Source organism: Streptodolium elevatio, from assembly GCF_053592165.1.
Genome location: NZ_JBSFVE010000002.1, coordinates 644,792 through 659,249 on the forward strand (window position 1 = coordinate 644,792; position 14,458 = coordinate 659,249).

General features: G+C 71.4%; 10 protein-coding genes. 2 read left to right on the forward strand and 8 right to left on the reverse strand.

What is annotated here, in order from left to right:
- Positions 1-283 precede the first annotated feature (283 nt).
- Entirely contained in the window at positions 284-2,863 is a 2,580-nt protein-coding gene (locus ACWD12_RS07010; protein WP_450098669.1) for an ABC transporter substrate-binding protein, read from the forward strand.
- A gap of 75 nt (positions 2,864-2,938) precedes the next feature.
- Here the strand turns inward: ACWD12_RS07010 and argH are convergent, their stop codons facing one another.
- From argH to argC, 7 genes are all read right to left on the reverse strand, one after another.
- The gene (gene argH, locus ACWD12_RS07015) at positions 2,939-4,357 is read right to left on the reverse strand and encodes an argininosuccinate lyase (protein ID WP_450098670.1); all 1,419 of its coding nucleotides are present in this window, start codon (positions 4,355-4,357) and stop codon (positions 2,939-2,941) included.
- A gap of 51 nt (positions 4,358-4,408) precedes the next feature.
- Positions 4,409-5,605, reverse strand: coding sequence for an argininosuccinate synthase (locus ACWD12_RS07020; RefSeq protein ID WP_450098671.1), 1,197 nt, complete (start codon positions 5,603-5,605; stop codon positions 4,409-4,411).
- 268 nt (positions 5,606-5,873) lie between these two features.
- The gene (locus ACWD12_RS07025) at positions 5,874-6,443 is read right to left on the reverse strand and encodes an arginine repressor (protein ID WP_358362155.1); all 570 of its coding nucleotides are present in this window, start codon (positions 6,441-6,443) and stop codon (positions 5,874-5,876) included.
- 64 nt (positions 6,444-6,507) lie between these two features.
- Positions 6,508-7,761 (reverse strand): acetylornithine transaminase, encoded by a 1,254-nt coding sequence (locus ACWD12_RS07030; protein WP_450098672.1) that lies wholly within the window; start codon positions 7,759-7,761, stop codon positions 6,508-6,510.
- Positions 7,758-8,690 (reverse strand): acetylglutamate kinase, encoded by a 933-nt coding sequence (gene argB / locus ACWD12_RS07035; RefSeq protein ID WP_435839173.1) that lies wholly within the window; start codon positions 8,688-8,690, stop codon positions 7,758-7,760. Before argB ends, ACWD12_RS07030 begins: the two co-directional genes overlap by 4 nt.
- A 38-nt stretch (positions 8,691-8,728) precedes the next feature.
- A complete protein-coding gene (argJ, locus tag ACWD12_RS07040; RefSeq protein ID WP_450098673.1) occupies positions 8,729-9,880 on the reverse strand; it encodes a bifunctional glutamate N-acetyltransferase/amino-acid acetyltransferase ArgJ in 1,152 nt (383 codons plus the stop codon).
- Positions 9,877-10,905, reverse strand: a complete 1,029-nt coding sequence (argC, locus tag ACWD12_RS07045) for an N-acetyl-gamma-glutamyl-phosphate reductase (protein WP_358362150.1) — start codon at positions 10,903-10,905, stop codon at positions 9,877-9,879. The genes argJ and argC overlap by 4 nt, the downstream gene beginning before the upstream one ends.
- A gap of 182 nt (positions 10,906-11,087) precedes the next feature.
- On the opposite strand from argC, the gene ACWD12_RS07050 reads away from it, so the two are divergent.
- A complete protein-coding gene (locus ACWD12_RS07050; RefSeq protein WP_450098674.1) occupies positions 11,088-11,828 on the forward strand; it encodes a VOC family protein in 741 nt (246 codons plus the stop codon).
- A 102-nt stretch (positions 11,829-11,930) separates the two neighbouring features.
- Here ACWD12_RS07050 and ACWD12_RS07055 read toward each other — a convergent pair whose 3' ends face one another.
- Positions 11,931-14,150: an NADP-dependent isocitrate dehydrogenase gene (locus ACWD12_RS07055; protein ID WP_450098675.1), complete on the reverse strand. Its 2,220-nt coding sequence runs from the start codon at positions 14,148-14,150 to the stop codon at positions 11,931-11,933.
- Between the last annotated feature and the right edge of the window lie 308 nt (positions 14,151-14,458).

Genomic DNA, 14,458 nt, shown 5'->3' on the forward strand with positions numbered 1-14,458 from the left:
CGGCACGGTCGACAGTAGTACGGAATCAACGGAGCGAACACAGTCACTCGCGAGTAGTAACGGCGAATTCACATATAGCTCCGGAACCTTTACTTCCGCTCAGGAACGCACACTCAGTAGAGACCGCGACGAAACGGAACGGCAATGTGGCGGTCCACGCGGCGACCGAACGGCCTTTCCGGACAATCGTTTCCGCCAGGTCCTGGCCACTTCACGACCGAGGTGGTGAAACGATGTCTCGACGAGATCGGTTCCGCGATCACAGGGGGAAAGGGACCAGCACGTGCAGCCACTGCAATCTGACGACCCGTCACGGTTGGCCGACTACCGACTGTTGGCGAGACTGGGCGCCGGAGGCATGGGGCAGGTCTACCTGGCCCGCTCGCCCGGTGGCCGGACCGTCGCGATCAAAGTCGTCCGCCCCGAGCTCGCGGACGAGGAGGGCTTCCGGGCGAGGTTCCGCCGCGAGGTAGCGGCCGCGCGCCGGGTCTCGGGCGCCTACACCGCGCCGGTCGTCGACGCGGACCCGGACGCCGAAGTGCCGTGGCTGGCAACCGCCTACGTCGCGGGCCCCTCGCTCGTCGACGCGGTGGCCGCGCACGGCCCGCTGCCGGAGCCCACGGTCCGCGCGCTGGCGGCCGGCCTCGCGCAGGCGCTGCGGGCCGTGCACGACGCGGGCCTGGTGCACCGCGACCTGAAACCGTCGAACGTCCTGCTCGCACTCGACGGCCCGCGCCTGATCGACTTCGGCATCTCCCGTGCCGCCGACGACACTTCGATCACCAGCACCGGCCTGGTCGTCGGCTCCCCCGGCTACATGTCGCCGGAGCAGGCGAACGGGCTGGACATCGGCCCCGCGTCGGATCTCTTCTCGCTCGCGTCGGTCCTGGTCTTCGCCGCCACCGGGCAGGGGCCCTTCGGGGTGGGTTCCACACCGTCACTGCTCTACCGCATCGTGCACACACCGCCGGACCTGGAACCGACGCCCGGCTACCTGCGCCAGATCGTCGCGCCGTTCCTCGACAAGGACCCCGCGCGCCGCCCGGGTGCCGCCGAACTGCTGGACGTGGCACTGCCCGACGGGCAGACCACCGAGGTCATGACGCGGTCGGGCTGGCTGCCGCCGGCGATCACGTACGCCATCGCGGAGCGCAGTGCCGCGCTCCTCGACCTCGACGCGGCGACCGGCGCCGCCGCCGTGCAGGCACCGCCGCCCTCGCCCACGCCGCAGGGCCCGCCTCCGCCGCCGTCGTACGCGCCCTCGCCCCCGCCGTCACCGCAATCGGGGGCATCACCGGGTGGCGTCCCTTACACCGGGGCGCCGCAGTCGGGAACGCCGCAGTCCGGGGCGGCGCAGTCCGGACACCCGCATCCGCGGCCGCCCGCGCAGGGACAGCCGTTCCTGGCGCCGTCCGGCCTGGCCTATCCGCCTCCGCAGGCACCGAACCTGCATGAACAGCCGACTCCTGCGGGGGCGTTCCCGTCGCCCGGGCCCGCGTACGGCTCACCGCCCACGCCGTACGGCGCCATGCCCCCGCCCGGGGCACACCTCGTCGGCCCGGCGGGCTCCGGTTCGAGCGGGCGCGACGGCTCGGCCGACCCCAAGCGCCGCGCCCTGCTGATCGGTGGCGCCGCGGCATCGGTGGCCGCCGTCGGCGGCATCGCCGCCTGGCTGCTGACCAGGTCGGACGGGGGCGGCGACGGCGCCGAGAGCGTGGGCGAGGGCCCCGACGCCACGGGTGACCCCACCAAACCCGCGCAAGGCGGCAGCACTTCCTCGCCGAACGCACCCAAGCCGGTGTACAAGATCGGCCTGCAAGCCGGGCTCTCCGGCGAGAACTCGGCGCTGGGCGTCAACGTGCAAAACGGCGTGACGCTGGCCGTCGAGCAGGCCAACCAGCGGGGCGACTTGGCGTTCACCGTCGAACTGGTGAGCGCGGACGACCAGGCCAAAGAGGCCAACTCGCCCGCCGCCGCCCGGAAGTTGATCGACGCGGAGGTGATCGCGGTCGTCGGACCGGTGTTCTCCGGACCCACCCGAGCGGCCGCCAACCTCTACGAAGACGCCGGTCTGGCCTGCGTCTCCCCGTCCGCGACCAACCCGTCCCTCACCCAGATGGGGTACTCCTTCTTCAACCGCGCCACCCCCCACGACTACAACCAGGGCACCGAGATCGCGAACTACCTGGTCAAGAAGGTCAAGGCCGCCTCGGTCCTGGTGGTCGACGACAAGTCCGAGTACGCGACCGGTCTCGCCGAGGCCGTCCGCAAGGGTGTGGGCAACGCCGCCACCGTCACACCCCGGAGCATCGCGCGCGACACACCGGACTCCGTCGCCGCCGCGCTGGAGGCGAAGAACTCCAATGTCGCCGCCGTGGTCTACGCCGGCTACTACCAGGACACGGCGCCGTTCGCAATGGATCTCACCGAAGCCGGCTACAAGGGAGCGCGCGTCGGGCCGGACGGCGTCGCCGACGACAACTTCGTCAAACTCGCCGGCGCGGCGTCCGAGGGCTGGTTCCTGACCGTCCCCGCGGTGGACGCCAACGCCGAGCCCGCACTGCGGGACTTCGCGGCCGCGTACCAGGCGAAGTTCTCCGACAAACCGGGCACCTACTGCGCCGAGGCGTTCGACGTCGTCAACCTCGTCGTCGCGGCGATCAAATCGCTCGGCGGCCAGAAGCCCACCCGCGCGGCGATGAAGGGCGCCATCCGCGCCATCCGCTACCAGAGCCCGGTCAAGGAGTACGCATTCGACCGCGCCACCGGGGAGTTCGCCGGCTCCGGCGCGATCTACGGCTACGAGGTCAAGGCCTCGAAGATCACCTACGCCGGCAGCATCCGCAGCCTCACCGGCGGCTGATCCCCCGGATGCCCGATCGGGCCCGGCCCGCGCCTTGCGGCGTGGCGGCCGGGCCCGATGCCGTACTGCGCCGGGTCAGCCCTGCGCCCACTCCCGCTGGACCTTCAAGTCGTCGCGCAGCTCGGCCAGTTGCTCGGCGACGCGGACCGGTGCCGTACCGCCGCGCCCGTTCCGCGAGCGGATCGAGCCGAGGACGGTCAGCACGCCGCGCACCTCCGGCGTCAACTCGGGCGAGATCTCGGCCAGTTGCGCATCCGTGAGGTCCCACAGTTCGAGGCCGCGCGGCTCGCAGTACTTGACGCAGGCACCCGCCACCTCGTGCGCGATGCGGAACGGCGTGCCCTGCTTGACCAGCCACTCCGCGATGTCGGTCGCGAGCGAGAACCCGGCCGGCGCCAGCTCCTCCATGCGCTCGCGGCGGAACCGCAGCGTCGCGACCATCCCGGTGAACGCCGGCAGCAGCACCTCGAGCGTGTCGATGCTGTCGAACACCGGCTCCTTGTCCTCCTGCAGATCGCGGTTGTACGCGAGCGGGAGGGCCTTGAGGGTGGCCATGAGCCCGGTCAGATTGCCGATCAGGCGCCCGGACTTGCCGCGCGCCAGCTCGGCGATGTCCGGATTCTTCTTCTGCGGCATGATCGACGAGCCGGTGGAGTACGCGTCGTGCAGATCGACGAAGGAGAACTCCTTCGTGTTCCAGATGATGATCTCCTCCGCCAACCGCGACAGGTTGACGCCGAGCATGGCGGTGACGAACGCGAACTCCGCCGCGAAGTCGCGGCTCGCGGTGCCGTCGATGGAGTTCGCCGCCGAGGCGCTGAAGCCCAGGTCGCGCGCCACCGACTCCGGGTCGAGGCCGAGTGACGAGCCGGCGAGCGCACCCGAGCCGTACGCCGATACATCCGCCCGGCGGTCCCAGTCCCGCAGCCGGTCCGCGTCCCGTGCGAACGCCTGGACGTGCGCGAGCAGATGGTGGGCGAGCAGCACCGGCTGCGCGTGCTGGAGGTGGGTGCGGCCCGGCATCGCGACGTCGAGGTTGGCCTCGGCCTGGCCGACCAGGGCCTCCTGGAGGTCGGCGAGCAACGACCCGATCGCGCGCCCGTGGTCGCGCAGGTACATCCGGCCCAGCGTGGCGATCTGGTCGTTGCGCGAGCGCCCCGCGCGCAGCTTGCCGCCGAGGTCGGGGCCGAGGCGTTCGAGCAGGCCGCGCTCCAGCGCGGTGTGCACGTCCTCGTCCGCCACGGTCGCGGTGAACGTGCCGGCGGCGACGTCCGCCTCCAGCCGGTCCAAGCCCTCCAGCATGCGGGCGAGCTCGTCGTCGGCCAGCAGCCCGGCCTTGTGCAGGACACGGGCGTGCGCGCGTGAACCGGCGATGTCGTACGGCGCGAGCCGCCAGTCGAAATGCACCGATGCCGACAGCTTCGTCAGCGCCTCGCTCGGGCCGTCGGAGAACCGGCCGCCCCACAGACGGGTGGTCTCCTGCTCGTTCGTCACTTTCCTGCCTTCTCCCTGGTACCGGTTGCACGGGTCACGCGGGGCCCGACCTTACTGCTTGAGGTCCCGGCCGGCCGCGATCTTGCTCGACAGGCCGAAGATCTCGATGAAGCCCTTGGCCTGCGACTGGTCGAACGTGTCGCCCGTGTCGTACGTGGCCAGGTTGAAGTCGTACAGCGACGATTCGCTGCGCCGACCGGTGACCGTCGCGCGGCCGCCGTGCAGGGTCATGCGGATGTCCCCGGACACGTGCTCGTTCGCCTCGGCGATGAAGCCGTCCAGCGCACGCTTGAGCGGCGAGAACCACAGGCCGTCGTACACCAGTTCCGCCCAGCGCTGCTCCACCTGCCGCTTGTAGCGGGCCAGCTCGCGTTCGACGGTGACGTTCTCCAGCTCGGTGTGCGCGGTGATGAGCGCGATGGCGCCCGGCGCCTCGTAGATCTCCCGGCTCTTGATGCCGACGAGCCGGTCCTCGACCATGTCGATACGGCCGACGCCCTGGTCGCCCGCCCGGCGGTTCAGCTCCTCGATGGCCTGCAGGACGGTGACCGGGCGGCCGTCGATCGCGACCGGAACGCCGGACCTGAAGGTGATGACGACCTCGTCGGCGTCGCGCGGCGTCGCCGGGTTCTGCGTGTACTCGTACACGTCCTCGATCGGGCCGTTCCAGATGTCCTCCAGGAACCCGGTCTCCACGGCCCGCCCGAAGACGTTCTGGTCGATCGAGTACGGCGACTTCTTGCTGGTGGCGATCGGCAGGCGGTTGGCCTCCGCGAAGGCGATGGCCTTGTCGCGGGTCATCGCGTAGTCGCGCACCGGCGCGATGCACTTGAGCTCGGGGGCCAGCGACGCGATGCCCACCTCGAAGCGGACCTGGTCGTTGCCCTTGCCGGTGCAGCCGTGCGCGACCGTGGTGGCGCCGTGCTTCTTGGCGGCGGACACCAGGTGCTTCACGATGACGGGCCGGGACAGCGAGGAGACCAGCGGGTACTGGTCCATATAGCGGGCGTTGGCCTTGATCGCGGGCAGGCAGTACTCGTCCGCGAACTCGTCGCGGGCGTCCGCCACCTCGGCCTCGACCGCACCGCAGGCGAGCGCCCGCTTGCGGATGACCTCGAGGTCCTCGCCGCCCTGGCCGACGTCGACGGCCACCGCGATGACCTCGGCGCCGGTCTCCTCAGCGATCCAGCCGATGCAGACCGAGGTGTCCAGCCCTCCGGAGTATGCGAGTACGACGCGCTCGGTCACGAGCCTTGCTCCATTCGGTTCAGCCGCCGAGCCGGGCGGATCGGCGGCGTTCGTTCAGGTCCTGCGGGTGCTCCGGCCTCAGGTGCTTCGGGCCTCAGTACTGCGGGTCTTCGGGCGCCCCGGGTGGGTCAGGTCCCTCCAGTGCCGCAAATCTTCGGGTGTTCGGGTGTTCGGGTCTTCCGCTGTTCGGGTCTTCCGGTCCAGGTGTCGCGGGTCTTCGGCGGGGCCTGCGCCAAGCCCCGCAAGGGTGTCCCGGCGACCCCGGTGCTCAGTCTCGCGCCGCCGCGGACCGGCCGCCCTCGGCGAGCGCGACCAGATGGGCGACCAGTGCGGCCCCGCCCTCGGGGTCGCGGCACACCAGCAGGATGGTGTCGTCGCCCGCGATCGTGCCCAGGATCTCGCGGCTGTCGGCGTGGTCCATCGCCGAGGCGAGGAACTGCGCCGCTCCGGGCGGGGTACGGACCACGACGAGATTGCCGGAGGCCTCCGCCGAGACCATGAGCTCCCCGGCGAGCCGGGCCAACCGGCCCTCGCTCACCGAGTCGTCGGAAGGTACGCGCGGGGTGCGGTCGCCGCCCTCCGCGGGAACGGCGTAGATCAGCGCGCCCTGGCCGTCGCGGATCTTCACCGCCCCCAACTCGTCGAGATCGCGCGACAGCGTGGCCTGGGTGACGGCGAGGCCGTCGTCGGCGAGCAGCGCGGCAAGTTGCGCCTGGGACCGGATGCGGTGCCGGGTCAGGATGTCCACGATGCGCCCGTGGCGTGCGGCACGGGTGCTCGGCACCGCGTACACGCCTTCGGGGGCGGGCGTGGGCATGGTCTCTTGCTCGTTGCTCATGACGACCTCGCCTACCTTCGGACTCGTCGTCGGCCGCGCGGGTGCGGCACCGCGTGCGTGATGGTCACCGGGAGCCTCCCGCGGCCGAAGCGGCGGACGCCGCGTCGAGGATCTGGGGCAGCGCCGCGATCAGCTCGGCCACGTCGGCGTCGTCGACGACCAGCGGAGGAGCGAGCCTGATGACGTCCGGCGCCACCGCGTTGACCAGGAAGCCGGCGTCGCCCGCGGCGTCGGCGACCTGACCCGCGACGGGTGTGGTCAGCACGATACCCAGCAGCAGGCCCGCGCCACGCACATGATCGACCAACGGGTGTCCCAGCGCCTCGACGCCGGCCTTGATGTGCGCGCCGAGCGCGCGGGTCCGGTCCAGCAGCCCGTCGGCGGCCAGCGTGTCGAACACCGCGAGACCCGCCGCGCAGCACACCGGGTTTCCGCCGAACGTGGAGGCGTGCTGGCCGGGGCCCAGCAGCTCCGCGGCGGCACCGAACGCGACGCACGCCCCGAGCGGCAGGCCGCCCCCGATGCCCTTGGCCAGGGTCATGACGTCGGGCTGCACACCCCCGAAGTACGGGTCCTGGTGCGCGAACCAGTAGCCGGTGCGCCCGGTGCCGGTCTGCACCTCGTCGAGCATGAGCAGCGCGCCGCGCTCGGTGGTGATCTCGCGGGCCCGTTCGAGGTAGCCGGGCGGCAGCGGCCGCACGCCGAACTCGCCCTGGATGGGCTCCAGGAGCACGGCCGCGGTCCGCTCGGTGACCGCCGCGTCGAGGGCGTCGATGTCGCCGAACGGGACGTACTTCACGCCGCCGGGCAGTGGCTCGAATCCCTCCCGCTTGCCGGGCTGGCCGGTCAGCGCGAGCGATCCCATCGTGCGGCCGTGGAACGAGCCTTCGGCCGTGACGACCTCGGGCCGCCCGGTCTTACGCGCGATCTTGAAGGCCGCCTCGTTCGCCTCGGCGCCGGAGTTGCAGAAGAACACCCGGCCGTCCCGGCCGGTCAGGCCGAGGATCCGCTCGGCCAGTTCGACGGCGCGGGTCGAGATGAACAGGTTCGAGACGTGGCCGACCGTGGAGATCTGCGTGGTGACCGCGTCGATGATCGCCGGGTGGGCGTGGCCCAGCACGTTGACCGCGACCCCGGACAGGAAGTCGGTGTACTCCCGGCCGTCGGCGTCCACGACATGGGTGCCCTTGCCGGACACCAGAGCTACCTTCGGCTGCCCGAGCGACGGCATGAGCGCACCGCCCCAACGCTGCTGGTACGCCTCGTTGGTCTCCGGGTGGCCCGGTGCCCCGGCCGCCGTCCCGCGTTGCTCCGTCATGCGCCCGCCCCCTGGTTCTGTGCCGGGACGACCATGGTCCCGACGCCTTCGTCGGTGAACACCTCGAGCAGCAGCGAGTGCGCGACCCGGCCGTCGAGGACGTGGGCCGCCTTGACGCCGGCCCGCACGGCGCGCAGGCACGCCTCCATCTTCGGGACCATGCCACTGGCCAGCGTCGGCAGCAGCTCCGCCAACTCGTCGGCGTCGAGGCGGCTGATGACCTCGTCGCTGTTGGGCCAGTCCGCGTAGAGGCCTTCGACGTCGGTGAGCACGACCAGGCGCTCGGCACCGAGGGACGCGGCCAGGGCCGCGGCGGCGGTGTCGGCGTTGACGTTGTAGACGTGTCCGTCGGCGCCGCGGGCGACCGAGGAGATGACGGGGATGCGGCCGTCCTCCAGCAGGGCGGCGATGGCCCCCGGGTTGACCTCGACGATGTCGCCGACCAGGCCGATGTCGACCAGCTCGCCGTCGACGACGGCGTGCCGCTTCTCGGCGGTCATGGTGTGCGCGTCCTCGCCGGTCATGCCGACCGCGAACGGGCCGTGCTCGTTGACCAGGCCGACGATTTCGCGCTGCACCTGGCCCGCGAGAACCATGCGCACGATGTCCATGGCCTCAGGGGTGGTGACCCGCAGGCCGCCCGCGAAGGTGGACTCCAGGCCGAGCTTGTCCAGGTGCGCGCTGATCTGCGGGCCGCCGCCGTGCACGATCACCGGCTTGAGGCCGGCGAAGCGCAGGAAGACGACGTCCTGGGCGAAGGCGCGCTTGAGTGCGTCGTCGACCATGGCGTTGCCGCCGAACTTGATGACGACGGTCTTGCCGTAGTAGTGCTCCAGCCACGGCAGTGCCTCGATGAGGGTGTGCGCCTTGCCGAGCGCCACGTTGTGGCGTGCGGCCCGGATCGCTTTGCCCACGGACTCGGTCTTCACTGTGCTCCCCCCGGACGGGTTCTGGTCGGTTGCAGCAGTCATGACGAGTACGCCGAGTTCTCGTGGACGTATTCGGCGGTCAGGTCGTTGGTCCACACGGTGACGGCCTCGCCGCCCGCGTTGAGCCGGGCCGTGATGCGCACCTCGCGGCCGGTCATGTCGACGAGGTCGCGGTCCTCGCCGACGGCGCCGCCCTTGCAGACCCACACGCCGTTGATGGCGACGTCGAGCCGGTCCGGGTCGAACTCGGCGGAGGTGGTGCCGATCGCCGAGAGCACCCGGCCCCAGTTGGGGTCCTCGCCGTGGATCGCGCATTTGAGCAGGTTGTTGCGGGCGATCGACCGGGCGACCTGGAGCGCGTCGGCCTCGGTGGCCGCGCCCTCGACCTCGACGGCGATGTCCTTGCTCGCCCCCTCGGCGTCGGCGACGAGCTGGCGCGCGAGGTCGGCGCACACGGCGCGCACCGCCTCGGCGAACTCGCCCGTCTCGGGCGCGACTCCGGACGCCCCGGAGGCGAGCAGCAGCACGGTGTCGTTGGTCGACATGCAGCCGTCGGAGTCCACCCGGTCGAACGTGGTGCGGGTGGCCGCCCGCAGCGCGGTGTCCAGCGCGTCGGCGGGGACGTCGGCGTCGGTGGTCAGCACGACGAGCATGGTGGCGAGGCCGGGGGCGAGCATGCCCGCGCCCTTGGCCATGCCGCCGACGATCCATCCGGCGCCGCCCGCGGTCGCGACCTTGTGCACGGTGTCGGTGGTCTTGATGGCGACGGCCGCGGCCTCGCCGCCGTCCGCGGACAGCTCCGCCGCGGCCGCGTCGACGCCGGGCAGCAGCTTGTCCATCGGGAGCTGTAGGCCGATCAGGCCGGTCGAGCACACCGCGACCTCACCGGCGTTGAGGCCGAGGGCCGTGGCGACCTGCTCGGCGGTGCGGTGGGTGTTCTGGAAGCCTTCGGGGCCGGTGCAGGCGTTGGCGCCGCCGGAGTTGAGCACCACGGCCTGGAGTCGGCCGCCGGTGAGCACCTGCCGCGACCACAGGACCGGAGCGGCCTGCACGCGGTTGGCGGTGAAGACACCCGCGGCCGCGAGCGACGGGCCGTCGTTGACCACCAAGGCGACGTCGGTCGCGCCGGTCGTCTTGAGGCCGGCCGCGACGCCCGACGCCCGGAATCCTGCTGCTGCGGTGACGCTCACGGTGCAACCCCCGTCTTGCTCAGTCCCAGGTCCTCGGCGAGACCGAGGGCGATGTTCGTGCTCTGCACCGCGCCGCCCGCGGTGCCCTTGGCCAGGTTGTCGATCGCGCCCACGGCGACCAGTCGCCCGGCCCGCTCGTCGACGGTGACCTGGATCAGCGCCGTGTTGGCGCCGTAGACCATGGCCGTCGCCGGCCACTGCCCCTCGGGCAGGAGGTGGACGAACGGTTCGGCGGCATACGCCTTCTCGTACGCCTCGCGCACCTGCGCGGTGCTCACGCCCGGTTTGATCTTCGCCGTGCAGGTCGCGAGGATGCCGCGCGACATCGGGACGAGGGTCGGCGTGAAGGAGACCGTGACCGGCCCGCCCGCGACGGCGGCGAGGCCCTGGCCGATCTCCGGGGTGTGCCGGTGCACGCCGCCGACGCCGTACGCACTCGCGGACCCCATGACCTCGCTGCCGAGCAGGTGCGTCTTCGGTGACTTGCCCGCACCCGAGGTGCCGGACGCGGCGACGATCACGACGTCCGGCTCGACCAGGCCCTCGGCGAACGCCGGGAAGCAGCTGAGCAGCGAGACCGTCGGGTAGCAGCCGGGCACGGCGATGCGCTTGGTGCCGCGCAGCAGATCGCGCGCACCGGGCAGTTCCGGCAGGCCGTACGGCCAGGTGCCGGCGTGCTCGGAGCCGTAGAAGTGCTCCCAGTCGGCCGCGTCGTGGAGCCGGAAGTCGGCGCCGCAGTCGACGACGAGCACGTCGTCGCCGAGCTGCCGGGCGATCTCCGCGGACTGCCCGTGCGGCAGGGCGAGGAAGACGACGTCGTGCCCGGCCAGCGCGTCGACCGTCGTCTCGGACAACACGCGGTCGGCCAACGGGACCAGGTGCGGCTGCAGCGCGCCCAGGCGCTGACCGGCGTTGGACCCCGCGGTGAGCGTGCCGACCTCGAAGTGTGGATGTGCGAGCAGCAGCCGGAGAATCTCTCCGCCCGCATAGCCGCTGGCTCCCGCCAGTGCCGCCGTGACCCCCATGGTCGCCTCCTCCCGACGGAATGAATATACGGAGGAGCGAAGTTTTATGCAAACACGTTCCGCGGTCGCCGCGCCGTCCCGCCGTCGGCCGACGCTCCATTTACGACGATTACGACGATACTTCGGGCATGGTCGACGATACGTCCGGCGTCGCCGCAGGGCCGCGACCTAGGATCGCCGGCATGGTGCTGCGACCGGCTCAGGTGAACATCAAAGCCCTAGACGCGCCGGCGATCGGCCGCTTCTGGGCGGAAGCGCTCGGCTGGAACGCCTTCAGCCCCGGCGCCACCACCTACGTCGGACCTGCCGACGACTTCGTCTGGCCGGACCCGGTCGCCGTCGGCATCGACGTCGTCCCCGTCCCGGAACCCAAGACGGCGGCCAAGAACCGCACGCACCTCGATCTCGCCACCACCTCCGCGGCCCACCACACCGAGTTGGTCGCCCGACTCCTGACCCTCGGTGCGACGCCCGCCGACGTGGGCCAGGGCGACGTGCCGTGGACGGTGCTCGCCGACCCCGAGGGCAACGAGTTCTGCGTGCTGGAGCCCCGGGACATCTACCGGGACACCGGGCCGATCGCCGCGATCGTGGTCGACTGCGAGGACCCGCACGCCATGGCCCGGTTCTGGGGCGAGGCCGTGGACTGGACCCTGCACGAGGTGACCGACGGCATCGCGCGACTGCGCTCCGCCAAGGGCGTCGGCCCGTACCTCGAGTTCCTCCGCACGCGCGGCACCAAGACCGTGCCGGACCGCATCCACCTCGACCTACTGCCGTACCCCGGTGACGACAAGGCAGCAGAGGTCGCCCGGCTGCGCGCGCTCGGCGCCACCGACCACGACCTCGGCCAGGGCGACACCCCGTGGACGGTCCTCGCCGACCCGGAAGGCCACGAGTTCTGCGTCCTCGCGCTGTCCTGAGCGCCGAGCGCCCCGTGCGGCAGGTGCCGCGCGGGGCGCTCGGGTGGTGTCTCACCGCAGTTGCCAGCCCAGGAGGCCACGGTCTGGGGACCGGCGGCTGGGTCAGGCCAGCGACGCGAGAGCCTTGTTGAAGGTCGCCGACGGACGCATGACGGCGGCGGCCTTGGCCGGGTCGGGCTGGTAGTAGCCGCCGATGTCGGCCGGGGAGCCCTGGACCGCGATCAGCTCCTCGTTGATCGTCTGCTCCTGCTCCGCCAGCGTCTTGGCGAGAGCGGCGAACGCCTCGGCGAGGGGCGCGTCGTCGGTCTGCTTGGCCAGCTCCTGCGCCCAGTACAGCGCGAGGTAGAAGTGGCTGCCGCGGTTGTCGATGCTGCCCACGCGGCGTGCCGGCGACTTGTTCTCGTTGAGGAAGGTGCCCGTCGCGCGGTCGAGGGTGTCCGCGAGGATCTGCGCGCGGGCGTTGTCCGTGGTCTGCGCGAGCTGCTCGAAGCTGACCGCGAGGGCCAGGAACTCGCCCAGGCTGTCCCAGCGCAGGTAGTTCTCCTTGACCAGCTGCTGCACGTGCTTGGGGGCCGAGCCGCCCGCGCCGGTCTCGAAGAGGCCGCCGCCGTTCATCAGCGGGACGACCGACAGCATCTTCGCGCTGGTGCCGAGCTCGAGGATCGGGAACAGGTCGGTCAGGTAGTCGCGCAGCACGTTGCCGGTGACCGAGATGGTGTCCTCGCCGCGGCGGATGCGCTCCAGGGAGAACGCGATCGCGTCGACCGGCGCCATGATCTCGATCTGCAGGCCGGCGGTGTCGTGGTCGCCGAGGTACTTGCGGACCTTCTCGATCAGCTGCGCGTCGTGCGCGCGGTCGGCGTCGAGCCAGAAGACGGCCGGGTTGCCGGTGGCGCGGGCGCGCGTGACGGCGAGCTTCACCCAGTCCTGGATCGGCAGGTCCTTGGTCTGGCACATGCGGAAGATGTCACCCGGCTGGACCGGCTGCTCCAGCACGACCGCGCCGGACGCGTCGACCACGCGCACGGTGCCCTCGGCGGCGATCTCGAACGTCTTGTCGTGGCTGCCGTACTCCTCGGCCTTCTGGGCCATGAGGCCGACGTTGGGCACCGAGCCCATCGTCGCCGGGTCGTACGCGCCGTGTGCCCGGCAGTCGTCGATGACGACCTGGTAGATGCCGGCGTAGCTGCTGTCCGGGATCACCGCGAGCGTGTCGGCCTCCTCGCCGTCCGGGCCCCACATGTGGCCGGAGGTGCGGATCATGGCCGGCATCGAGGCGTCGACGATGACGTCGCTCGGCACGTGCAGGTTGGTGATGCCGCGGTCGGAGTCGACCATCGCGAGGGCCGGGCCCTCGGCGATCTCGGCGTCGAACGAGGCCTTGATCTCGGCGCCCTCGGGCAGCGACTCGAGGCCCTTGAGGATGCCGCCGAGCCCGTCGTTCGGGGTCAGGCCGGCCGCGGCGAGCGTGTCGCCGAAGCGCGCGAACGTCTTGGGGAAGAAGGCGCGTACGACGTGACCGAAGATGATCGGGTCGGAGACCTTCATCATCGTGGCCTTGAGGTGGACCGAGAACAGGACGTCGTCGGCCTTGGCCCGGGTGACCTGGGCGGCCAGGAACTCGCGCAGCTTCGCGACGCGCATGACCGACGCGTCGACGACCTCGCCCGCGAGCACCGGTACGGACTCGCGCAGCACGGTGGTCGTGCCGTCCGCGGCGGCGAGCTCGATGCGCAGCGCACCGTCCTCGGCGACGACGGCGGACTTCTCGGTGGAGCGGAAGTCGTCGGCGCCCATGGTGGCGACGTTCGTCTTCGACTCGGGGGTCCAGGCGCCCATGCGGTGCGGGTGCGCCTTGGCGAAGTTCTTCACGGACGCGGGGGCGCGGCGGTCCGAGTTGCCCTCGCGGAGCACCGGGTTGACCGCGCTGCCCTTGACCTTGTCGTAGCGCGCGCGGACGTCCTTGTCCTGGTCCGTCTGCGGGTCGTCCGGGTAGTCCGGCAGCGCGTAGCCCTGCTGCTGCAGCTCCGTGATCGCGGCCTTGAGCTGCGGGATCGACGCCGAGATGTTCGGCAGCTTGATGATGTTGGCCCCGGGGGTCTTGGCCAGCTCGCCCAGCTCCGCGAGCGCGTCATCAATACGCTGCCCCTCCTCCAGGTACTCCGGGAAGCCGGCGATGATCCGGCCCGCCAGGGAGATGTCGCGGGTCTCGACCGCGACGCCGGCCGTCGAGGCGTACGCCTCGATGATCGGCAGGAAGGAGTACGTCGCCAAGGCCGGGGCCTCGTCGGTGTGCGTATAGATGATGGTCGAGTCAGTCACCGGGTGCTCCGCTCCACGTCTGCAACATTGCTCGACATCAAGATATCCCGTGAACGGCGCTGCCTCGACAGGGCCCCGCCCGCACCCGCCCCCCATTCGGCCGAACGTGGGGCGAGGGCACCCCAGACAGGGATCCAGCGGACATCACGCGGGTAAATTCCCGGCCATCATCGAGCCCGGTACCCACCCCGGCGGCGCGCCCGTGACCTGGGCGTCCTACGTTAGAATCTGGCCTTTCACTCACAGCCACGCGCCCGTTCGCAGCACTGTGTCCAGGGCGCGGAACCCGACCGTCGCGCGGCAGCTTG

Coding starts and splice junctions, on each gene's coding strand:
- ACWD12_RS07025 (WP_358362155.1), bottom strand. CDS start 6,443: ATGAGCAACGAGCAAGAGACCATGCCCACGCCCGCCCCCGAAGGCGTG.
- ACWD12_RS07030 (WP_450098672.1), bottom strand. CDS start 7,761: ATGACGGAGCAACGCGGGACGGCGGCCGGGGCACCGGGCCACCCGGAG.
- argC (WP_358362150.1), bottom strand. CDS start 10,905: ATGGGGGTCACGGCGGCACTGGCGGGAGCCAGCGGCTATGCGGGCGGA.
- ACWD12_RS07050 (WP_450098674.1), top strand. CDS start 11,088: ATGGTGCTGCGACCGGCTCAGGTGAACATCAAAGCCCTAGACGCGCCG.